The organism is Loktanella salsilacus (assembly GCF_024206795.1).
GTDB classification, from domain to species: domain Bacteria; phylum Pseudomonadota; class Alphaproteobacteria; order Rhodobacterales; family Rhodobacteraceae; genus Loktanella; species Loktanella salsilacus.
Genome location: NZ_CP072994.1, coordinates 2,032,089 through 2,053,511 on the forward strand (window position 1 = coordinate 2,032,089; position 21,423 = coordinate 2,053,511).

Consider the following 21,423-nt stretch of genomic DNA (forward strand, 5'->3'; position numbering starts at 1 on the left):
GCGTCCTTTAACGGTTCAGGCTGGCAAAGGTTTTCCCAGCAGCGGCAAGCTGTTCCAGCAGCGGCGCAGGGGACCAGAAATGGGGATCGGTTTGCGCAAAGGCGCGGATGTCGGCCAGGATCACGTCCAGCCCGGTGGTGTCGGCATAATGCAGCGGGCCGCCGCGATAGCGCGGAAAGCCATAGCCCGACAAAAACACCACATCCACGTCAGAGGGACGCTGCGCGATCCCCTCTTCCACCACGCGGGCCGCCTCGTTCACCATGGCGGCCATGGTGCGGCGGGTAATCTCGTCTGCGGTGAAGTCGCGCGGCGTCAGGCCAAGGCCCTCGCGGGACTGGGCGATGATCGCGGTGACGGCGGCGTCTGTCCGCCCCTTAGGGCTGGCGTCGTCATAGATGTAATAGCCGTGCTTGGCTTTCTGCCCAAGCCAGCCTTGATGATACAGCGCATCGGCAAAGACGGGCGCCCGGTCCAGCGGATGGGCATCCGGCGCTTTGCGCTGGCGGGTCATATAGCCGATATCAAGGCCCGCAAGGTCGCTGACCTGATAGGGTCCCATGGCAAAGCCGAAATCCACAAGGGCGCGATCCACGGCGTAGGGGCTCGCGCCGTCCAGCACCATGTGATCGACGGCGGTGCGGTAGTGGGACAGGATGCGGTTGCCGATAAAGCCATCGCAGACCCCTGCCCGCACGCCGATCTTGCCCAGCTTTTTCGCCAGCGCAAAGGCGGTCGCGGTCACGTCGGTCGCGGTGGCGTCGGCCACGACGATTTCCAGCAATTTCATCACATGGGCGGGGGAAAAGAAGTGTAAACCGATGACGTCGCCGGGGCGGCTGGTGGCCTGCGCGATCTGGTTTACGTCAAGGTAGGACGTGTTGGTCGCCAGCACCGCGCCGGGTTTGCAGACACGGTCAAGCTCTTGGAACACCTGCGTTTTGACGTCCATGTTTTCGAACACCGCCTCGACCACCAGATCGGCATCCGACAGCGCATCATAGCCGACGACAGTGGCCAGTGCATCGGACAGGATCGCATCGCGGGCGGCCTCGGCTAGCTTGCCGCGTTTGACGGCGCTGGCCAGGTTGCGGGCGATGGTGTCGCGGGCGCGGGCGGCGCTACCCTCGTCGCGTTCAACCAGCGTAACATGCAGGCCGGCCAACACCATTGCTGTGGCGATCCCCGCCCCCATGGTGCCACCGCCGATGACGCCAGCGCGGGCGATGTCGCGGGGGGCGACGCCTTTGATCTCTGGCACTTTGGCCACGGCGCGTTCGGCAAAGAAGGCGTGCATCATGCCGGACCGCTGCGGCGTGTCCAGCATCGACAGGAACAGGCGACGTTCTGTGGCAGAGGCATCTTGGTAGGACAGTTCGGTGCCAGCAATGACGGCGTCCAAGACGGCCAGCGGGGCGACTTGGCCTTTGGCGGTTTTGGTCAGGCGGGCACGCCAATCCGCCAGCAACGCGGCGTCTGCGGCCGGGAATGACAGGTCGGTCACGGCGCGGGGGCCAGCGCCATCTGCAATCAGCTGGGCTGCATAGGCCAGCGCGTCGGCGCGCAAATCGTCCCCCGCCAGCGCATCGACAAAGCCCATATCAAGCGCTTGCGCGCCGCTGACAGGGCGGCCGCTGGTCATCAGGGTCAGGGCGGCGTCCAGACCCACAAGGCGCGGCATCCGCTGCGTGCCGCCAGCGCCCGGGATCACGCCAAGGGTGACTTCGGGCAGGCCCAGTTTCGCTGATTTGGTCGCGATGCGGTAATGCGCGCCCAGCGCGACCTCTAGCCCGCCACCCAAAGCCGTGCCGTGGATTGCGGCGATCACAGGCTTTGGGCTGGCCGCGATGCGGTTGATCAGGTCGGGCAGGAACGGTTTAACCGGCGGCTTGCCAAATTCGGTGATATCAGCGCCGCCGATGAACAGCCGCCCTGCCCCGATTATGATTGCAGCCTGCGCGTCGTCGTCGCCTTCAAAGCAGGTGATCGCGTCCCACAGCCCTTGGCGCACGGCTTGCCCCAGCGCGTTCACAGGCGGATTGTCCACCGTGATCACAGCGACATTGCCAGCTTTTTCGTAACTCACTTGGGTCATGCGCGTCTCTCCCTCGGCATTGGGTTGACGATATCAACCTGACGAGAGATTTCAACATGTAAAATCCTATTCCATTATGCGGAATAGGATTTAAAGGTCATGCGCGCTCATCCCGCTTGATTGGCCCATCATCCGTTCCAGATCGCGCACGGTCTGCAGCAGCTTTGGCCCCACCTCTTCGCGCATACGCGCGACAGAGAGGGCTTCGGGCATCGCGCCGCAGGTAAAGACCACTGGATCGCCCAGCTCGCGCGATTGAAAGGGTACGGCGACGGCGTGAATATTGGCGGCAAAATAGCTGTCCGGGTCGGTGATCACATAGCCGCGGGTCTGGATCTGACTCTGCGCCAGATCGCGGTTCACATGCGCCTGATCGGGCGTCAGGCCGCGGTCGCCGGCCGCATCGCGCACCGCTTGGGCAAAGCCGTCGACGGGCAGCGCCCCCAGCATCGCATGACCAGACGATGTGCCGTTAAACGGCAGCCTGTGCCCAACCTCTAGCCACAAAGACGCCACGCCGCGCGGACGCCATGTTTTGACGATCAGCATCTTGCCCGCGTCCCGCACCAGCAGCAGCGACAGCGTGCCGGTTTCATCCGCCAGCCGCTGCATCAGCGGGCCGGACAGATCGACAAAGGACAGTGACGCGCTGGCCATATTCCCCAGCGCCAGCAACGCAGGACCGGGGCGATAGCGGTCGTGCCGCCGCGTGTGGGTCAGATACCCCAGCGACTGCAGCGTAAAGGTCAGGCGAGAGACGGTTGATTTGGGCAGACCCGTGCGATCCGAAATCTCGGCGTTGCCAAGCCCGTCGTCAGAGGGGCGAAAGGCGCGCAGGACGCTGAGCCCCCGCGCCAATGTCGTTGCAAAGCGTCGGTCTTTTTCCAAATCACCGTCCATAGAGGGCATCCTTTATCTTATGTCACCGCCAGCTATAGCGAATTGGGGATTAGAAGCGAGATAATCGGAAAGCTCATCAACAAGATTAACACGACGACGTCGATCGCAAGAAAACGCCAGATGCCGGCAAAAATCTTGTCGATGGGCACGGCTTTGCCCACCACGTTGCTGATAACAAAGACATTCAGACCCACAGGCGGCGTAATCAGGCCAATTTCCAGCAGCTTGACCACGACCACGCCGAACCAGATCAGGTTAAAGCCATAGCTTTCGACCAGCGGCACCATCAGCGGCAGGGTCAGCACCATGATCCCGATAGGGTCAAGGAACATGCCAAGGATCAGATAGATCACCGCAATGGCGGCCAGCAGCAGGACCGGCGACAGCTGCGCGTCGCTGACAGAGGTCACGATATCCGACGCCACGCCGGTCAGGGCGATGAAGGCGACGAAAATCTTGGCAGCGGCGGCGATCAGGAAAATGCTCGACGTCTGGATGCAGGTCTCGCGCAGGCTGTCCCACAGATCGCGCCATGTCAGCTTGCGCTGGGCAAAACCGATGACACAGGCGGCGGCGACGCAGATCGCGGCAGCCTCTGTCGCGGTGAAAAAGCCGCCGTAGATGCCGCCGACGATCAGACCGAACAGCGCAACAGCGGGCCATGCGCCGATGGCGGCGTTCAGCTTGTCCTGCATCGTAATCTCGCCTTGATAGGCGGGCGCGGCAGAGGGCTTGGATTTGACCCAGATGTAGATCGCCAGCAAAAAGCCCGCCAGCGACAACAGGCCCGGCAGTACGCCAGCAAGGAACAGCGACGAGATCGAGGTTTCGGTAAAGATGCCATAGATGATGAACAGCACCGACGGCGGAATGAGCGATCCCAGCGTGCCGCCAGCGGCGACCGATGCGGTGGCAAGGCCCTTGTCGTAGCCCATGCGCAACATCTCTGGCGCGCAGATGCGGCCCATGGTCGATGCGCAGGCGATGGACGATCCGGTGATCGCAGAAAATCCGCCGCAGCCCACAACAGAGGCCATCGCCACGCCGCCAGGCACCTTGGCCAGCCAAACGCGGGCGGCGTCATAGATGCGCGTCGTGATATCCGCGCGGTAGGCGATATGGCCCAGCGCGATGAACAGCGGGATCATCGACAGATCGTAGGAATGGATCAGGTCGAAGGAGTTCGAAAACACCAGCGACGTGGTCGGACGCACCGCCCGGTCTGGGGTGAACGCGCCGGTGCGGGTGGCAAAAATTACAAAGGTGCCGATGGTGCCGATGCCTGCCAGCGCAAAGGCAATCGGGACGCGAAGGGCCAGAAGGCCGATCACAGCGGCAAAGGCGCATAGGCCAATCAGGGTGCCGTCCATTATGCGCGGTCCTTTTCGTCTTCAACAAAGGTAGAGCTGGTGGTTTCCGACAAGGCGGGGATGCCGCCTGCGCGCAGGGTGCGGATGTCGCCGATGACCAGCAGCAGCAGGCGCAGCCAGCAGAACGACATGCCGATCAGAAACAGCACCCGGCCCGGCCACTTTGGCAGGTTCAACTGGCCGAAATAATATGACCCGCTTGTGATCATATGCACCGTCTCCTTCCAACCAGCATAAAGCAGCGGGGACAGCGCCAGCAGGCCAAACATGCCGCCAAAGATGACCAACATGCCCTGCGCCCGCATCGGCAGGCGATTGGACACGAACTCTACCACGATATGCGCCCGCGCCGTGGTTGCGGCGGCCAGTGGCAGCACGATGGCGACCACCATCAATTCGCGCACCATGACGATGGTGTCGGGAATGCCCGAATTCAGCGTGACCCGCAGCAGGACGCTGGCGGTAATCAATGCGCCCAGCGCGATGACAGCGCAGCAGGCAAGGTCAAGCAACAGCCGTTCGATGCGATACAGCATCGGCCACCCCCAAGTTTATGTTTGGAATAGGTCAGGCTGCGGCGAGGATCGCCGCAGCCCTAAGGTCCGGATTAGCGGGTCCAGGGATAGCCCTGCGCGTCCCGCTCTTCGGTGTATTTCGCCAGCAGTGCGCGGTAGCTGTCCAGCATGCCTGCACCGTCAAGGCCGGCAGCAGTTGCCTGCTCGACCCATGCGTCGATGTAAGGCGCGCCGCGCTCGACCAGTTTGTCACGCTCTGCCGCGTCCAGTTCGATCACTTCGACGCCTGCATCCTTCATCGTCTGCACGGCGGCGTCATTATCAGCGGTAATCAGCTCGCCCAGCGTGTCGGCCATGCCGACGCCCGCGTCGTTCATCGCGGTCTGCTGCTCGGGCGTCAGGGCGTCGTAAGCATACTTGTTCATAAAGATGCCCAGCGCGCCAACTTGGCCCCAGTTCATCAGTGTGTAGCTCGTCATGACCTCTTGCTGCTTCAGCGCGGCCACGGCGTAGGAATACCCCTGCGAGCAGTCCAGCAAGCCGGTGTCCATGCCCTGATAGGCGTCATAGATCGACATCGCGACCATGTTCGCGCCCAGATCGCGGAAGACGTCGCCATAAGCGCCCACGCCGCGCACTTTAAGGCCCGACACATCCTCTGCGGTGCGGATCGCCGCGCCTTTGCAGCCGATGTTCACGGCAGAGGTGGTGAAGGTGCCCAGATAGACCAGATCCTGATCGGCCAAGTTGGCGGCGATGATCGGATCGGTGCGCATCAGCTCGTCCGTGGCGCGCATACCAACCCAAGCGTCCGCGTTCAGCAGCGGCAGATCGGCGATGCCATAGGCGATCATTTCCTGCGGGAAATAGACGCCAATGATGGTGCCAAGGTCGGCCACGCCGTCGCTGACGCCTTGCAGTGCAGCATCAGCCTTGAACAGCGCCCCGCCCCACTGGATGTCGATCACCAGATCGCCATTCGTGCGCGCAGTCACGTCATCGGCAAAGGCCTGAGTCGCCACAGCGCGTGCGCCGCGATTGGGGCCAGCCTCGCCCAGAATAAGTGTGGTTTGCGCGCTTAGCGCGGTCGTTGCCATGCATAGCGCTAGCGTGGCTGAAGCCAGAGTCTTCTTCATCGTCGCTCCTCCCAGAACTTCCAATAAGTAGAATACACTTCCACTATACGGAATTGAGTTTATGAAGCAAGAGAGGATATCCGAAGTTTGCTACCCTAAATTGTGGCCCGCCCTAGGGGTCGTCGCACCGCATCGCAAACGCCCCGGCCACCCCGTAGGGCGGCCGGTTTGGTCACGATAAAGTCGAGAAGTGAACGCTGCCTTAACCGGGAACAGCAACCATGTGGCCGCTGGCGACCTCTTGCATCAGATGCCGCGCCACGATGGCGCCGGCGGGGTGGACGGGGTTGGGGATATCGCCCGACATGCGCGGCGTGTCAGGGCGCTGGGCGCGTGGGTCGGCAATTGGCACCGCCGCCATCAACCGCTTCGTATAGGCGTGTTGCGGGTTGCCGAAAATCTGCGCCCGACTGCCGACCTCTACGATTTGGCCAAGGTGCATCACCGCAACCCGGTCAGAGATATTCTCGACCACGGCCATGTCGTGACTGATGAACAGCATGGCGATGCCAAACTCGTCCTTGAGGCTACGCAGCAAATCCAGCACCCGCGCCTGCACCGACACATCCAGCGCCGACACGCTTTCGTCCGCGATAATCAGCTTGGGCGTCAGGGCCAGCGCGCGGGCGATGCAAATCCGCTGGCGCTGGCCGCCGGAAAATTCGTGCGGGTAGTTGTCCAGCTGCGCTGTCGTCAGACCGACCTTTTCCATCAAGGCGGCGGCGCGGGCGCGGCGGCTGGTGGCATCGCCCGTCCCGTGGATCAGCAAGGGTTCAGCAATCTGATCGCCTACGGTCATGCGCGGATCAAGGGCCGCCATCGGATCCTGAAAGATGATCTGCGTCGCCGCGCTCAGCCGCTTGCGGGCCTGCGCGGTCATGGTGCCGACGGTCTGATCGCCCACGCGGATCAGCCCGGTATGCGGCACAAGGCCGACAATGGCGCGGGCAATGGTGGACTTGCCGCAGCCGGATTCGCCGACAAGGGAAAAGGTTTCCCCGGCGCGGATATCAAGGCTGACACCTTCGACCGCGTGGACCCGGTGGGTCACGCGGTTCAGCACACCACCGCGCAGATCGAACCGGACCTGCACATCGCGCAATTCAGCCACCACAGGTGCATCGGGGCGCGGCACGGCGCGGCCGCCCTGCCCCATGCGCGGCACGGCGGCCAGCAACGCCTGCGTATAGGGCTGCTGCGGCGCGGCAAAGATATCGTCCACGCGGCCTGTTTCCTCGATCACGCCTTTGCGCATGATCACGACGCGGTCAGCCATTTCGGCGACGACGCCCATGTCGTGGGTAATCAGCAGGATCGCGGTCCCGTGGGACGCTTGCAGATCGCGCAGCAGGTCCAACACTTCGCGCTGCACGGTGACATCAAGCGCGGTCGTGGGTTCATCGGCGATCAACACGTCAGGCTTCAGCGCCAAGGCCATCGCGATCATCACGCGCTGGCGCATCCCCCCCGACAGCTCGTGCGGGAACTGGCCCATGCGGCGGGTGGGTTCGGACAGGCGCACGGCGCTCAGCGCCTCTAGCGCTTGGCGGCGGGCGGCCGCGCGAGAGATCGGCTCGTGCGCGCGGATCGCCTCTATCAATTGGGTGCCGATGGTCATCACCGGGTTCAGGCTGGTCATCGGCTCTTGAAAGATCATTGCAACACGGTTGCCGCGCACGGCGCGTAATTCCGGCTCTGGCATGCCGGTCAGTGTCCGGTCGCCCAGCTTAATGCATCCCCCGGTGACGCGCACCGCAGGGGGCGGCAGCAGGCCCATAATCGCCAGCGAGGTGATGGATTTGCCAGACCCGCTTTCGCCAGCAATCGCCAAGGTCTCTCCCTTTGCCAGATCAAAGCTGATGTTGCGGATCAGGGGCAGGAGCCCCCCTTGCGTGCGGACGGCAACGGTCAGGTCTTGCACCGACAAAACGGGGGTGTCCGGGGCCATGTCGGCCCCGGTCAATGGTTTCAAATCCGCGCTCATTCGAACACGCAACGCGGGAAGTAAAAGCTGACGATCCAGTTCGGCATATCCACGATTTCTGATATCCGCAGATCGCCGCAGGTGCTGACCAGCATATAGGCGTCCACCGCCGCCATGCCGCGCGTGGCGCACAGGTGATCGACCATGCCCGCCACCGCATCGCGGGACGCGGTCATCAGGTCGGGGCCGATGCCGGTTGTGACCTCGTACCCTTTATGGTCCAGATGCCGCGTGACGGGCCCCGGCGTGGTGAAACGCGGAGTTTTCAGGTTCGCACCTTTCACCAGATCAAGGGTCAGGACCACGTCCATCGGGCTTTCAATCGCGGTGCCGCAAACTTCGCCGTCGCCTTGGGCGGCGTGGGTGTCACCGACACTGAACAAAGCGCCCGCGACTTCCACGGGCAGATAAAGCGTCGTGCCAGCGGATAGATCACGGATGTCCAGATTGCCGCCTACCCGCCGGGGCGGGACGACGGAATGCAGGCCGGGTTCGGCCAGCGCGTTGCCGATGGTGCCGGCAAAGGGCTTTAACGGCACGCGGCCTTCTTTGCCAAACAGCGACGGTGCCATGGTTTCTGGATCATAGGTCCAGATGTGCAGCGCGGGGTCGGTGAACTGATCCGCCAGCAGGCCAAAGCCCGGAATGTTCGCAGTCCAGCCCCAGCCTTTGCCGTCCTGCGCACGGGGCGCAAAACTGTCGAGGGTCACCTTTATCGCGTCCCCCGGCTGAGCCCCTTCAACCCAGATCGGGCCGGACACCGGATTGATCTTGCCGAAATCCAGCGTTTCCACATCGGCCACGGTGGACGACGGGCCAAGCTGGCCCGCCGAACTGTCGTGGCAGTGAAACAGGATCGTCTGGCCCGGTTCCACCCTTTGCGCTGGGGCAAGTGAATTGTCCCAGCCAAAGTGGTGCTGCGCGCCGTGGATCGTGTAATCGCAAGCCTTGCACATGGTGTTATTCCGTCACGTAGACGTAGTCATAGTTCACCGGGATCGACACCGGATCAACGTAAAGCGCATCAGCGCCGCCCATACGTTCGGACTTCATGGTGTAGCGCTGTTCGTTGAACACCGGCACCCATGGGGCCTCTTCCATGACCTTCATGTAGACGTCGGACCACATCTGCATGCGGGCCGGATCGGCGGGGTCGATCATGCTGTCGGCAGCGGTTGCTTCGGCGTCGATCTCTGCGTTGCAGAACTTGGACCAATTCCAGCCGCCTTCCTCTGCGCCAGCGCAGCCCAAGATCGGGCCAAAGAAGTTGGATGGGTCAGGGAAGTCGGCAATCCACGCCATGCCGCCGGACCAGATCATCGGGGCGGTGCCTGCGCCGCCTGCCTCGATCACGTTGGCCTGCGCAAGGGACTGGATCGACGCATTCACGCCAATCGCCGCCAGATCCTGCTGGATCGCCTGCGCAATGCGTGGGTTGGGGTCGGTGTTCATCACGTAAAGCTCTGTGTCGAACCCGTCTGCCAAGCCTGCTTCTGCCAGCAGCGCCTTGGCCGCTTCGACGTCATAGGCGTAACCGGCGTAACCTTCGGTGTAACCGGGCATCGAGGGTGGCAGCGGCTGGGTCGCGGGCACGGCGCGGTTGTTGATCAACTGCGTGATGCGGTCCTTGTTGATCGCCATATTGATAGCTTTGCGCACATTCACGTCGTCCAGCGGCGGGGTTGTGACGTTCAGGGTGATATAGCCGGTCTGCAACTGGCCGCCTTCGATCACGCGGGCAGCTTGGGCAGGATCGCCCATCACCTCTTGGAATTTGGCGGGCGGAATGCCGTCACCGGGCACGTCGACTTCGCCATTTTGCAACCGCAGCAGGGCGACGATAGGCTCTTGGCCGACCTCGAACGTCACGGTGTCCAGATAGGGCAGACCGGCGCGCCAGTAGTCGGCGTTCTTTTCGAACACCAGCTTTTGGCCGATGGTCCAGTCGCCCAGCTTGAAGGCACCCGTGCCGACGGGCATTTTGCCGAAATCGCCGTTGGCGGCGTCAACAGCTTCGCTTGGCACGACAGAGGCAAAGTTCAGCGCCATGACGTGCAGGAAGGTCGCATCAGGGCGGGACAGTTTGATTTCCACCGTGGCGGGGTCAACGACGGTGACGCCTGCCAGTGTGTCAGCCTCGCCGCTGGTGATCGCATCATAGCCAGCGATCGCACCAAAGAAGCCTGCGCCGGGGGATTGCGTGGCCGGGTTCGTGACGCGGTCGAGGGAGTATTTCACATCCTCGGCCACCATGTCGCGGCCGTTGTGGAATTTGACGCCGGGGCGCAAGTGGAAGGTGAAGGTCAGGCCGTCTTCGGAAATCTCATAGCTTTCGGCCAGACCGGGGCGCAGCGTTGTGGTGCCGGGCTCGTAATCCATCAGGCCGTCGAACAGCGATTTAATCATCGACCAGTTCTGCCAGTCATAGCCAATCGCCGGGTCCAGCGTGGCGACGTCGTCCTTATAGGTGACGGTGATATTGCCGCCGGACACAGCGTTCGGGTCCAGTGTTTCCTGTGCAAACGCTGGCAGCGCGATGGCTGCAATCAATGCGGTAGAGGCAAGTAGTTTTTTCATTTTAGTCTCTCCTGTTGGGTTAGCGGATACGGATACGAGGGTCGATCAGGGGGGCCACAAGGTCGGCCAAAAGGTTGCCCAGCACGATGGCAAAGGCAGATACGAGCGTGACGCCCATGATGATTGGGATGTCGACGCGCTGGATCGCCTGCCACGCCAGTTGGCCAATGCCGGGCCAGCCAAAGACGCCTTCGACGACGACGATGCCGCCCATAAAGATGCCGATATCAATGCCGATCATTGCGATAATGGGCAGGATTGCATTGGGCAGCGCGTGGCGCAGGATCACGCGGGACCGGGTCAGACCCTTGGCGCGGGCGGTGCGGACAAAATCGGCGCGCAGCACTTCGACCATGCTGGACCGCATCATGCGGGCGTACCAGCCAGAGCCAAGGATCCCGAGGGTCATAGCCGGCAGCACCAGATGCGCTGGCGTCCCGTAGCCGCCGATAGGGAACCAGCCCAGCTGCACCGCAAAGACGTAAAGCAGCAGCAAGGCCACCACGAACTGCGGCGCGGACACGGTGACGAAGCTGGTCATCATCAGCGTATTGTCCAGCACGCGGCCCCGGAACAGCGCGGCGACAACGCCCATGGTCAGGCCGACCACCAGCTCTGCCCCGATGCCAGCAACCATCAGCAAAAGCGATGCGGGCAGACGCGACATGATCAAGGTGGCCACGTCGGTTTTCTGCAAATAGCTGCGGCCCATGTCGCCATGAAACAGCCCCGCCAGATAGCGGCCGTATTGCACGATAAACGGCTGATCTAGGCCAAGCTGCGCGCGGATGTTCGCCACGGTTTCCGGCGTGGCTGACCGCCCCGCAATCTGGCGCACCGGATCGGCGGGCAGCACGTACAGCAGAAAGAAGGTGATAAAGGACACGCCCAGCAGGATCAGGGCGGACTGGATCAGGCGGCGGATCAGATAGGCGGCCATCAGTCGGACCCTCGCAATGTTGGGTCAAGCACATCGCGCAGCGCGTCGCCAACCAGATTGAACGCCAGCGCCAGCACAACGATTGCAGCACCGGGAAAGAACACCAGCCAAGGGGCGGATTGGAAATAGGTCTGATTTTCAAAGATGATGTTGCCCCAGCTGGGCGTGGGGGGCTGCACGCCAACGCCAAGATAGGACAAGGTCGCCTCGAGCAGGACGGTCGTCGAAATCCCCAGCGTGCCCCAGACGATGATCATCGGCACCAGATGCGGCAGGATATGCTTGAACAGGATGCGCGGGGTGCTGGCACCGAGCGTGCGTTCGGCTGCGATAAAGTCGCGGGCAGCCAAGGCGCTGGTTTCGGTATAGATGACCCGCGCCGTCTGCACCCAGTTCACCATGGCGATGACAAAGGCCACGATCCACAGGCTGGGTTGGAAAATCGCGGCAAGGCAGATCGCCAGCAAAAGCGCCGGAAAGGCCATCATCAGGTCGGTAAAGCGCATCAGGATTGCGCCGATCCAACCTTGAAAGAAGCCCGCCGTCAGCCCGATGATCGTGCCGATCACCAGCGCGATGCCATTGGCGACGACGCCGATGATGAGCGATGTGCGGGCCCCGTAAAGCAGACGGCTTAGCAGATCGCGGCCCAGCAAGTCGGTGCCAAGGACATAGGCCCCGCCGGGCGGCAGCGGTTCGCCGAACATCGTCAGACCGTCGAATTTCTGCTCGAACGGATCATAGGGCGCGATCCACGGGGCAAGGATGGCGGCCCCGACAATCAAGATCACCAGCGCAAGCCCGAACATCGCCATCTTGCGGCGGCGCAGACGGGTCCAAGCGGACTCTGGCACGGCGCGCGTATTCGTGGTGGCGGCGGTCATCGGGGGGTGCCTTTCGTAACGGGGCGGATTGGTTGCGACAGAATGCGCGCGGCGGCCTCTTCTAGCCCGACACGTCCGTCCATCGCGGCAGCACGCAGGGCGGCATAGGCGGCATCCTCTGACCCGGTCGTCTGCATCAGCTGCACCACAGCGCGCACAACGGTTTGGCGTTCGCCCAAGCGGCGGCGCAGATCGGCAGCCTCTGCGGCCAAGGTGCGCCGCGCCTCGAACCCGTGGCGGGCGATCAGCAGGGCGCTGTAAACGCCGCTGTCGCCAACGGGTTTCAAGACCTGCGCATTGGCCCCCGTGGCCAGCGCCCATTCGACACGGCCGGGTGCTTCGGACCCGATCAGGGCGATCATCGGCATCGGGGCTGCGCCCTTGCCCCAAGGGAATTGGTCGTCAAAGCCCATGTCGGCGTCAAAAAAGACAAAGTCGGCGGCCAGCGCCTCTGCCGGCAGCTCTGGCCAGCAGGTCGTGACCTGCAGACCGACCGCTTGCAGCTGCCGCGTCAGGGCGGTGACGACGGCGTGGGGACGGTGCAGGATGATCGCCCGCGCGCCGCCAAGGTCTGCAATGCGCACCGGCCCGGTCACGAGATTACCCGCAGGCGCGTGACGCTGGCGCTGGGCGCGGGCCCCGTCAAATAAGGGTCCCCTGCCCGCACGCCGCCATTATGCACGACCTGAAATGCGCCGCCCCGCACCTGCGCGATCAAGGCAGGCTGCGCCGTGTGATGCGTCTTGGCGTCAATGCCGCTGCGCTGCCCGGCGGGCGTGTCCAGCAAAGCCGACAGCGGCAGGCTGGCGGTGTCTGGCGATTGTTCCAGCATATCGGCCAGCGCGATGACGGCGCGGTAAGCGGCGGCCTCGTGGCTGCTGCCAAAGCCTGCGCCATCGCGGAAATACGGCCCGGCCGCGATCAGCCCTTCTGCCGCGGCCCCGACGTCGGCCAGTTCGCATTCCGTCATGTTGCACGACAGCACGGGGCAGCGGTCCGGCGCAAAGCGCGGATCGCGCGCGGCCAATTCCGCCAGCGCCCGCAGGAAGGCATAGGACGACGGGCCGATCAGCGAATTGAGGATGAAGTCCGGCGCAGTGGCGCGGATTTCTTCGATCATGCGGGCGACATCAACGGACCCGAGCGGCAGGTAGCGCTCGCCCAAGACCTCTCCGCCTTTGGCGTGGATCGTGTCGCGGGCAAGGCGGTTCATCTCCCAGCCCCAGATGTAGTTGGATCCGGTCAGAAAGCCGCGCTTGCCATAGGTCGGCAGCGCCCAGTCCAGCAGCGGCAACAGATGCTGGTTCGGACAGGCGTGCAGGTAAACGACGTGATCGGACGCCTCGAACCCCTCGTAAGGGACCGCATACCACAGCGTGCCGCCATGCTTTTCCAGCGTCGGGATGACTTCCTTGCGGCTCCATGACGTGACGCAGCCGATGATATGCCGCGCGGTGGTATGCCGCAGAATATCGTCGCACAGCGGCGCATATAGGTCGATATTGCCGCCCGGATCGCGGTCAAGCGGATCAAACGCCACCTGCCGCGCCGCATCTGCGTTAATGGCCGCGATCGCGTTCAGCGCACCCGTGCGGCAGGCCTGACCGATACGGGCATAGCTGCCGGTCACAGAATACAGCAGGCCTAGCGGAATGGTGCGTTTCAAAGGGTGCCCCTAACGAAAAAAGCCCCGCCCCAAGACATCAGTAAACCTGATGGTCGGGTCGAGGCGCGTTTGCCGATCGGCGTTCAGCCGGATTTGCAAGAAAGGTGTCGCGTGGCGGCGATGCGGTCAAGTGGGGTTCAAAAACCGGGCGACCAGTTACACGCTTAACGTGCGTATTGACGTCAATCAGCATGGGTAAAAGTTGATGGTGCGGCTGATTTTCGCCCCGCGGCCCAAGAAAATGCTCAGGTTTTGGGATAGATGCGCAAATTATGGGCAGAGCAGACTTTCCGAAGAAAAATGCGCCAGCGCGCCTGCAAAAGACCGCAGCTTGCGCCGTCACGGACCCAAATCGACTGAATCTGATTCTAAACTGTCCCCTTTTGCCGCCCCCTTTGCGCGGACAGCGTCCGCAAAACCATCACGGCGATGGGTTCTGACGAAGGCATCTTGCCGTAATGTGCAGCACGCGGCCTTATTCAGGCCCCACCCGCCCCCCTTCGCCCGCAAGCCGCTTGCGCCACCCGCCCTGTTTATCGCATGACAGAGGCGGGCAATTTGGGGACGGCCATGGACAGCACTTATGTCGACACAGCGCGCGATTACGCCGCTCAAGGGGTCGCTTTTGCACAGGACTGGCTGCTGCGTCCCGCGTCTTGGTCACAGTTCGCCCTGCTCATCGCTGCCTATCTGCTGGCCTTGGTCCTCGCCCGCATGATCGCGCCCCGCCTGCGGGCGCTGCTGACGCCAGAGGACGCGAATACCTCTATCTTTGCGACGGCCCGCCGTTTTGCCCGCATGTTCTTGCCCCTGCTGCTGCCGCTGCTAGCCTATGTCCTGACCGCCGCAGGCGAGCAGGTCACCCGGTCGCTGTTCGGGTCCGGCGCGATCATCGCCTTTGGTAAGCGCGTGTTTTTGTTCCTTGCTGCGCGCGCCCTTGCGCGGCGTATCCTGACCGAGCCGTTCCTGCGTTTTCTGGCAACCTATGTGCTGGTCCCCGTCGCCGCGCTGTACGCGCTGGGCATCTTGCCCGCCGTGATGACCCTGCTCGAAGGCACGGTCGTCGGCATCGGCAGCATCCAGTTTTCCGCGCTCGCGCTGATCCGCGGGCTTATTGCCGGCGCATTGCTATTCTGGTTCGGCCATTGGTCCAACAGCCAGACCGCAGGCTACATCGGCCGCCAGCCCATGCGCCCCGCCGTGCGGCAACTGATTGTAAAGGCTGCAGAGTTCGCAATCTTTGGCTTCGCGTTCTTGCTGCTGATGAACATCATGGGCATCAGCCTGACCAGCCTTGCCGTCATCGGCGGCGCGGTCGGCGTTGGCCTTGGCTTTGGCCTGCAAAAGATCGCGTCCAACTTTATCTCTGGCGTGATTTTGCTGCTCGAAGGACAGGCGACCGTCGGCGACTACGTCGAACTTGATGGCGGCGAAGCGGGACGCATCCACAAAATGATGGCCCGCGCAACAATCCTAGAGACATATGACGGCCGCTGGATCGTGGTCCCGAACGAGGATTTTATCGTCACGCGGGTCACGAACTATTCCGATGCCGGGTCCAACAACCGGCTAGAGGCGCTGTTTTCCGTCAGCTATGACACCGACATTAACCGCGTGCCGGACATCATCTGCGCCGCCGTGGCGCAGGTGCCCGGCGTGCTGAACACCCCAGAGCCGCCCGACTGCGAGCTGCGCGGGTTTGGCGACAGCGGTATTGATTTTGCAGTAGAATTCTGGGTCGAAGGTATCGACGATGGCCAGAATAAATACACTTCCGACGTGCTATTCGCCGTGTGGAACGCGCTCAAGGCGCATGACATCGAAATCCCGTATCCGCACCGCGTCGTCGAAATCAAAGGCGCTGGCTTTCCTTGACACGGGACGCGCGGCGCGGACTTCCTTTGGACTGAAAATGCCCCCCGTTTCGCAATGTGATCCCACCGCAGGGCGCAGGTCAGGTGCGCCGCGCGCGAAAATGATGCCTAAATCGCCGACGCATTCCAAAAATCACATAAATCTTGCACATTTTCTAATTTTTTAACCCGTATCGGCGACCAAATATGCAAGGATCGCCCGAATACGTGGAGGATTCATGTTCCTTTCAATCTTTCAAAGCTTAACCGGCCTTATTTTTACCGGGACGTTTTTATACGCGATCCTGATGTCAGAGCGCCTGACGCGCGCGGTGCGGATCCAGCAGATCATGGTGGGCGCGGCCTTCGGGATTTTGGCGGCATCTTTGGCGTCGCAGGGACTTTCCATGCAGCCCTTGCATGCAGAGCTTGATATCAAAGCTGGGCCATTAATTTTCGCAGGCTATTTAGGCGGACCAATTGGTGCCTTGGTTGCAGCCGCGATGTGGACTTTGTTTCGGATATTGTTCGACGGTCAGGCTACCGGATTTTCGCCGAACCTTGCTTTGATGTTTCCAATCATCGGCCTTATCGTCCGATGTCTGGTGCCTTCAAAAAACCCAAATGTGATACCAAGCCGCGCCATCGTTTATATTGCACTCGGCTTTGTTATATTTCAAATTGGCCATGTTGTTGTACATCCTTTTATCTTCAACCCAGATAATAAATGGGAATGTCTGCATAAGGCCGTTTTGGCGTCGACTTCTATCGGCGGCACATCCATTGCACTGACAACCCTGATTACCGTTATTGCCCAACACTTTGCCAGCCAAGTCTCAAAGGCCACGCTCCTGGCAAAGCGCCTTCATTTTGCGCTGAAACATACAAAAGTCGGATTGTTCGAGCGTGCGCTCGAAGATTACAGGGGGACGGTCGACGAGGTATACGTGTCGATTTACGGCTTACCCCCAGGGACGACGTCGGTCACGCGGTCCGAATGGCTTGGTTCCATTTACCCTGACGATGTCCCAACAGTCCTTGCGGCGATGCGAGAGATTAATTCACCAACGCATGATCAAGGTATATTTGACTATCGCATCATTAGACCCGATGGGAGAGTTCGCGATATACACGAGAATTGGATTGGCGAATTTGATCGCAATGGCAAGAAGCTTGGGATCATTGCAATCCACTTCGACGTGACCGACATCAGAGAGGCTGAGCGCGTTCACCTTGAATCAATGGCGCGTGTGGCTTTGATTGCCGATAATTTACCCGGTGTCGTCTTTCAAATTGACATCACCGATCCAAACAACACCAATATTATCTACATCGGCCCCAAATGCCTGTCACTTTGGGGATATACCGACCAAGAGCTTTATGCCGATAATTCCCTACTTGTAACAGCGCATGATCCTCAGGATCGTCCTGTATTTTTAGCCGCAGTCCGGCAAAGCATCACAACTGCCACGCCCTTTTCACACCGCTATATGATTACGGCGCGGGACGGCAGCACGCGCTGGCTTGAATTTCGCGGCGGCCCAATTTTTTCAAATGATCGCGTTATGATCGAGGCGATCATTCTTGACGTCACCAGCGAGGTGCAGGTTCAACAACAGATCGAAAAAGAGCGGGAAATCTCTCATCGGGCGCAGAAGATCGAAAGTATTGGCCAACTGACCGGCGGAGTCGCACATGACTTCAACAACCTGCTTGCCGTGATCCTTGGCAACCTTGAATTGCTAATGGATGAAACAGATCCGGCGATGCATGCCGAATTGATCACCAATGCGATCACGGCGACCATGCGCGGCGCTGAATTGACCAAAAGCATGCTTTCTTTCGCCCGCAAGGCGCGGCTAACGCCCGTTATATTAGATTTGAACGCAGTTGTGCGCGATGCGCAAACATGGATCGGCCGCACCATGCCGAAAAGCGTGGTGATCGACACCTCTTTATCTACGAATTTATGGCCTATAGAGGCTGACCTGAGTTCGCTTGAAAACTCTTTGCTCAACTTAATTCTAAACGCGCGCGATGCGATGTTGGGGTCGGGCAATGTCACCATTGCAACGTCAAATGTTGTGATCGACGCCTCTGATATACAAAACCAGCAAGGCGAACTTGCCCCCGGTCGCTATGTGATGTTGACCGTCAAAGATACGGGCGAAGGCATTGCGCCAGACAACCTCGCCCTGATCTTTGAGCCGTTTTTTACCACTAAGCGGCAGGGTGAAGGGTCGGGCCTAGGCCTGTCGATGATTGTTGGCTTTATGAAACAATCTGGTGGAACGGTTCAGGTTGAATCTAATCCAGACCAAGGAACGACATTTAAACTGTACTTTCCTGCAGCAAACACGGCCGATACGTCCGCCGAAGCATCGAAAACTGAAAAGACGGAAGCGGGCACATCTTTGGGACGGATTCTTGTCGCCGAAGATGAACACGCGGTGCGCGCTGCAATTGTGACAATGCTAGAACGTGCTGGTTATCTTGTCACGCAAACCGCGTCGGGCGATGAAGCCTATTCCGTATTTAGCAAAGACCCGACCTTTGATCTGCTTTTGACCGATATCGTCATGCCGGGGAAATTGCAGGGCACCCATTTGGCGCAGAAAATTAGGCACAAATGGCCTGACCTGCCCATCGTCTTTATGTCTGGCTACGCGAGCGATGCGCACATGAATTGCGATGGGGTCAAAGCCGGTGATACCCGGCTGATGAAACCTGTCCGCCGGGCCGATTTGCTGGCCGCGGTGGCAAAGGCGCTGGAATAACGCGCAGTTCAATTGCGGGCCGCCGCACTGATGCCGGACGGCGGGAACACTGCGGCCCTTTCAAACAAATGCCGCCCACCTTAAGTCATTCACATGCGCCCCTTTACGAAAATGAACCCGATGCCCGCAGCGCCAGACCAGAACGCACAGGCGGTTAAGGCCGCGGTTGATGCTTTTGTGCGGCGGCATTTCCACTTGGGCGCGACCCTGCGACTGCATCGCAGTGCGCTTGGCTGGGACCTGCTTCGCGCGCCGATCAACGTGGCGCTTGCGCCGATCTTTTTGCTGATGGCGCTGGTCGCCCTTGTGGCGCGGCTTTTTAAACTTCGCCGTTTTAGCGCGTGGCTCATGGCGCGGCGGGTGCTGCTGCGCACCTCTGTCGCGCGCAAGATCGAGGCGGATATCGCAGCCGATTTGCTGCAAGCTGCGCCCCTTACCGCGCGCAGCCAAGCGTTGATCGACGACTACACCTCGGTCCGTTCTGCTGTGGCGGAAATCACGACATCGCTGATTGTGCTGACGACCGGCTGGCTGCTGTTCGGCACGGCCACGCCGGGGATCGCGTCGCTGGCACCTGCCGTATCGGGCTATGTCGGGCATGCGACGGCGGTCACGAATTTTCCGCTGGGATCAACGCTGGGCGGCGCGTGGTATGGTGTGTTTCCCGTCGCGCTGCCGGTCTGGTTTGTCATCGCCATCGGCGCAGGGCTTGCCATGTCGGCGTCCGTGGTCACAACATTTGCGGGTATCATCGCAGACCCGGTGCAGGCGCATCTGGGGATTCACCGCCGCCGATTGATCCGCCTGATGGGCAAAATCGCCCTGATCGAGGGCGGCTCCCCTGGTCTGGCACCGGAACATATCCTGGCCCGCGTCGCTGATCTGATGGACGCAGGCATCAGTTTGCTACGTGTCTTTCGGTCATAGACTAAAGGCTTTGCGGGGCTGCAATCGCCCGGCAGCGCAGTCATTTTGTTACACGTTACAGCGCAATATTGGGCGACCATATCAAGGCCAATCCCACGCGCGTTTTCACGTCTGAACCTCAAGATTTTGACAACGCAGGATTTTCCCCGCAATATGGCCTGCGCTCATTAAGAGGCGCACGTAATTTATTGACGAAAAAGACGACAACAGGGATTCCGAATATGCACAAGACAGTCAACACCAAAGGCCGCACCAGCCTGAACCGCCGCTCTTTTCTGGGCCGCGCGTCTGCGCTTGCGATGACGGCGGCGGTTGGCAGCGCGATGCTGGCAAGCGGCGCGCGGGCGCAGACGGCTGTGAAGGGCGGGACGCTGAAGATGGGCCTTGGCGGCGGCGGCAGCACGGACAGCCTTGATCCGGCGCTGGCGGCGAACCCTGTCACATTCCACCTGATGCGGACGCTGGGCGAGCAGTTGGTGGATGTCACCCCCGACGGGCAGTTGGAAATGCGTCTGGCCGAAGAGGTCGAGAGCGACGCCGAGGCGAAGGTCTGGCGGTTCAAGATCCGCCAAGGTGTCACGTTCCACAACGGCGCGGTGATGACACCGGACGATGTGCTGGCCACGCTAGAGCGGCACTCGGACGAGGACTCTCAGTCCGGTGCCCTTGGCATCATGCAGGGCATTGAATCCATGCGCGTCGATGGCGACTGGGTCGAGGTCACGCTGACCACGGCGAACGCCGACCTGCCCTATCTGATGGCCGATTATCACCTGCAGATCCAGCCAAACGGCGGCCGCGACGATGCGGCAGCAGGCATTGGCGCTGGCGCGTATAAGATCGTCGCGCAGGAACCCGGCGTGCGCTATACCTTTGAAAAGCATGCAGAGTATTGGGACAGCGAGCGCGGTCACTACGACGCGGTGGAATTCCTTGTAATCAACGATGCCACCGCCCGGATGGCGGCGCTGCAGTCCGGCCAGGTGCATATTGCCAACCTCGTGGAGCCTAAGGTTGCGGGCCTGCTGAACCGTGCGCCAACGCTCGAGGTCAAGAGCGTCTCTGGCCGCGGTCACTACGTCTTTGTCATGCACACCGACACCGCGCCGTTTGATAATGCCGACCTGCGTTTGGCCCTGAAATACGCCGTCAACCGCGCGGAAATGGTCGACAAGATCCTGCAGGGTTTTGGCACGATCGGCAACGACACCCCGATCAACGCCGCCTATCCGCTGTTTGACGACAGCCTGCCGCAGCGCACCTTTGACATCGAAAAGGCCGCCGAGCACTACAAGGCGTCCGGCCACGACGGCAGCCCGATCGTGCTGAAGGTCGCGGATACCGCGTTCCCCGGCGCTGTCGATGCCGCCGCGCTGTTCCAGCAATCCGCCGCCGCGGCTGGCATTCCGCTGGAAATCCAGCGCGTGCCCAACGATGGCTACTGGTCCGAGGTCTGGAACAAAGAGCCGTTCTGCGCATCCTATTGGGGCGGCCGCCCGGTGCAGGACCAGATGTACACGACCGCCTATCTGTCGACGGCAGACTGGAACGACACCCGGTTCACGAACGCAGCCTTCGACGATCTGCTGCTGCAAGCCCGGGCCGAACTGGACCCCGCCGCGCGCACCGCGACCTATGCGCAAATGGGCGCCATTGTGCATGACGAAGGCGGCGTGATCGTGCCAATGTTCAACGACTTCATCGAGGCGGTCAGCAATGACGTGCAGGGCTGGGTCGCAGACGGCGGCGGCGACACGATGAACGGCCTTGCACCGCACAAGACGTGGTTGGCCAGCTAA

General features: G+C 61.3%; 16 protein-coding genes. 4 read left to right on the forward strand and 12 right to left on the reverse strand.

Features of this window, described 5'->3' with window-relative positions:
- Positions 1-7: 7 nt before the first annotated feature.
- The 12 genes from KBW81_RS09945 to KBW81_RS10000 form a co-directional block, all read right to left on the reverse strand.
- Complete coding sequence (locus KBW81_RS09945; protein ID WP_254247048.1) at positions 8-2,095, reverse strand: 3-hydroxyacyl-CoA dehydrogenase NAD-binding domain-containing protein; 2,088 nt, start codon at positions 2,093-2,095, stop codon at positions 8-10.
- Between the two features lie 90 nt (positions 2,096-2,185).
- Entirely contained in the window at positions 2,186-2,995 is an 810-nt protein-coding gene (locus KBW81_RS09950; protein WP_090189826.1) for an IclR family transcriptional regulator, read from the reverse strand.
- A gap of 32 nt (positions 2,996-3,027) precedes the next feature.
- Positions 3,028-4,365 carry a TRAP transporter large permease gene (locus KBW81_RS09955; protein ID WP_254247049.1) on the reverse strand — a complete coding sequence of 446 codons (1,338 nt, stop codon included), beginning with the start codon at positions 4,363-4,365 and terminating at the stop codon, positions 3,028-3,030.
- On the reverse strand, positions 4,365-4,901 hold the full coding sequence (locus tag KBW81_RS09960) for a TRAP transporter small permease (RefSeq protein ID WP_254247050.1): 537 nt from the start codon (positions 4,899-4,901) through the stop codon (positions 4,365-4,367). Before KBW81_RS09960 ends, KBW81_RS09955 begins: the two co-directional genes overlap by 1 nt.
- 71 nt (positions 4,902-4,972) lie before the next feature.
- On the reverse strand, positions 4,973-6,016 hold the full coding sequence (locus tag KBW81_RS09965) for a C4-dicarboxylate TRAP transporter substrate-binding protein (protein ID WP_090189834.1): 1,044 nt from the start codon (positions 6,014-6,016) through the stop codon (positions 4,973-4,975).
- A 202-nt stretch (positions 6,017-6,218) separates the two neighbouring features.
- Positions 6,219-7,964 (reverse strand): ABC transporter ATP-binding protein, encoded by a 1,746-nt coding sequence (locus tag KBW81_RS09970; protein ID WP_254249039.1) that lies wholly within the window; start codon positions 7,962-7,964, stop codon positions 6,219-6,221.
- 32 nt (positions 7,965-7,996) lie between these two features.
- On the reverse strand, positions 7,997-8,956 hold the full coding sequence (locus KBW81_RS09975) for an acetamidase/formamidase family protein (protein ID WP_090189838.1): 960 nt from the start codon (positions 8,954-8,956) through the stop codon (positions 7,997-7,999).
- A 4-nt stretch (positions 8,957-8,960) separates the two neighbouring features.
- Positions 8,961-10,577: an ABC transporter substrate-binding protein gene (locus KBW81_RS09980; RefSeq protein ID WP_254247051.1), complete on the reverse strand. Its 1,617-nt coding sequence runs from the start codon at positions 10,575-10,577 to the stop codon at positions 8,961-8,963.
- A 19-nt stretch (positions 10,578-10,596) separates the two neighbouring features.
- Positions 10,597-11,517 (reverse strand): ABC transporter permease, encoded by a 921-nt coding sequence (locus KBW81_RS09985; RefSeq protein WP_090189842.1) that lies wholly within the window; start codon positions 11,515-11,517, stop codon positions 10,597-10,599.
- The gene (locus KBW81_RS09990; protein WP_254247052.1) at positions 11,517-12,401 is read right to left on the reverse strand and encodes an ABC transporter permease; all 885 of its coding nucleotides are present in this window, start codon (positions 12,399-12,401) and stop codon (positions 11,517-11,519) included. The genes KBW81_RS09985 and KBW81_RS09990 overlap by 1 nt, the downstream gene beginning before the upstream one ends.
- Positions 12,398-12,997 (reverse strand): ANTAR domain-containing response regulator, encoded by a 600-nt coding sequence (locus tag KBW81_RS09995; RefSeq protein WP_254247053.1) that lies wholly within the window; start codon positions 12,995-12,997, stop codon positions 12,398-12,400. Before KBW81_RS09995 ends, KBW81_RS09990 begins: the two co-directional genes overlap by 4 nt.
- The gene (locus KBW81_RS10000; RefSeq protein WP_254247054.1) at positions 12,994-14,067 is read right to left on the reverse strand and encodes a transporter substrate-binding protein; all 1,074 of its coding nucleotides are present in this window, start codon (positions 14,065-14,067) and stop codon (positions 12,994-12,996) included. Before KBW81_RS10000 ends, KBW81_RS09995 begins: the two co-directional genes overlap by 4 nt.
- A 570-nt stretch (positions 14,068-14,637) precedes the next feature.
- On the opposite strand from KBW81_RS10000, the gene KBW81_RS10005 reads away from it, so the two are divergent.
- The 4 genes from KBW81_RS10005 (at position 14,638) to KBW81_RS10020 (ending at position 21,423) form a co-directional block, all read left to right on the forward strand.
- The gene (locus KBW81_RS10005; protein ID WP_254247055.1) at positions 14,638-15,942 is read left to right on the forward strand and encodes a mechanosensitive ion channel family protein; all 1,305 of its coding nucleotides are present in this window, start codon (positions 14,638-14,640) and stop codon (positions 15,940-15,942) included.
- Positions 15,943-16,159: 217 nt separating this feature from the next.
- The gene (locus tag KBW81_RS10010; RefSeq protein ID WP_254247056.1) at positions 16,160-18,697 is read left to right on the forward strand and encodes an ATP-binding protein; all 2,538 of its coding nucleotides are present in this window, start codon (positions 16,160-16,162) and stop codon (positions 18,695-18,697) included.
- Positions 18,698-18,817: 120 nt separating this feature from the next.
- On the forward strand, positions 18,818-19,624 hold the full coding sequence (locus tag KBW81_RS10015; protein WP_254247057.1) for a DUF6635 family protein: 807 nt from the start codon (positions 18,818-18,820) through the stop codon (positions 19,622-19,624).
- 221 nt (positions 19,625-19,845) lie between these two features.
- Positions 19,846-21,423 (forward strand): ABC transporter substrate-binding protein, encoded by a 1,578-nt coding sequence (locus KBW81_RS10020; protein WP_254247058.1) that lies wholly within the window; start codon positions 19,846-19,848, stop codon positions 21,421-21,423.

Excerpts from the sequence above, each read along its gene's own strand:
- KBW81_RS10005 (WP_254247055.1), top strand. The coding sequence starts at position 14,638 with ATGGACAGCACTTATGTCGACACAGCGCGCGATTACGCCGCTCAAGGG.
- KBW81_RS09970 (WP_254249039.1), bottom strand. The coding sequence starts at position 7,964 with ATGGCCCCGGACACCCCCGTTTTGTCGGTGCAAGACCTGACCGTTGCC.
- KBW81_RS09980 (WP_254247051.1), bottom strand. The coding sequence starts at position 10,577 with ATGAAAAAACTACTTGCCTCTACCGCATTGATTGCAGCCATCGCGCTG.
- KBW81_RS10010 (WP_254247056.1), top strand. The coding sequence starts at position 16,160 with ATGTTCCTTTCAATCTTTCAAAGCTTAACCGGCCTTATTTTTACCGGG.
- KBW81_RS09950 (WP_090189826.1), bottom strand. The coding sequence starts at position 2,995 with ATGGACGGTGATTTGGAAAAAGACCGACGCTTTGCAACGACATTGGCG.
- KBW81_RS10015 (WP_254247057.1), top strand. The coding sequence starts at position 18,818 with ATGCCCGCAGCGCCAGACCAGAACGCACAGGCGGTTAAGGCCGCGGTT.
- KBW81_RS09975 (WP_090189838.1), bottom strand. The coding sequence starts at position 8,956 with ATGTGCAAGGCTTGCGATTACACGATCCACGGCGCGCAGCACCACTTT.
- KBW81_RS09960 (WP_254247050.1), bottom strand. The coding sequence starts at position 4,901 with ATGCTGTATCGCATCGAACGGCTGTTGCTTGACCTTGCCTGCTGCGCT.
- KBW81_RS09990 (WP_254247052.1), bottom strand. The coding sequence starts at position 12,401 with ATGACCGCCGCCACCACGAATACGCGCGCCGTGCCAGAGTCCGCTTGG.
- KBW81_RS10020 (WP_254247058.1), top strand. The coding sequence starts at position 19,846 with ATGCACAAGACAGTCAACACCAAAGGCCGCACCAGCCTGAACCGCCGC.
- KBW81_RS09955 (WP_254247049.1), bottom strand. The coding sequence starts at position 4,365 with ATGGACGGCACCCTGATTGGCCTATGCGCCTTTGCCGCTGTGATCGGC.
- KBW81_RS09945 (WP_254247048.1), bottom strand. The coding sequence starts at position 2,095 with ATGACCCAAGTGAGTTACGAAAAAGCTGGCAATGTCGCTGTGATCACG.
- KBW81_RS09985 (WP_090189842.1), bottom strand. The coding sequence starts at position 11,517 with ATGGCCGCCTATCTGATCCGCCGCCTGATCCAGTCCGCCCTGATCCTG.
- KBW81_RS09965 (WP_090189834.1), bottom strand. The coding sequence starts at position 6,016 with ATGAAGAAGACTCTGGCTTCAGCCACGCTAGCGCTATGCATGGCAACG.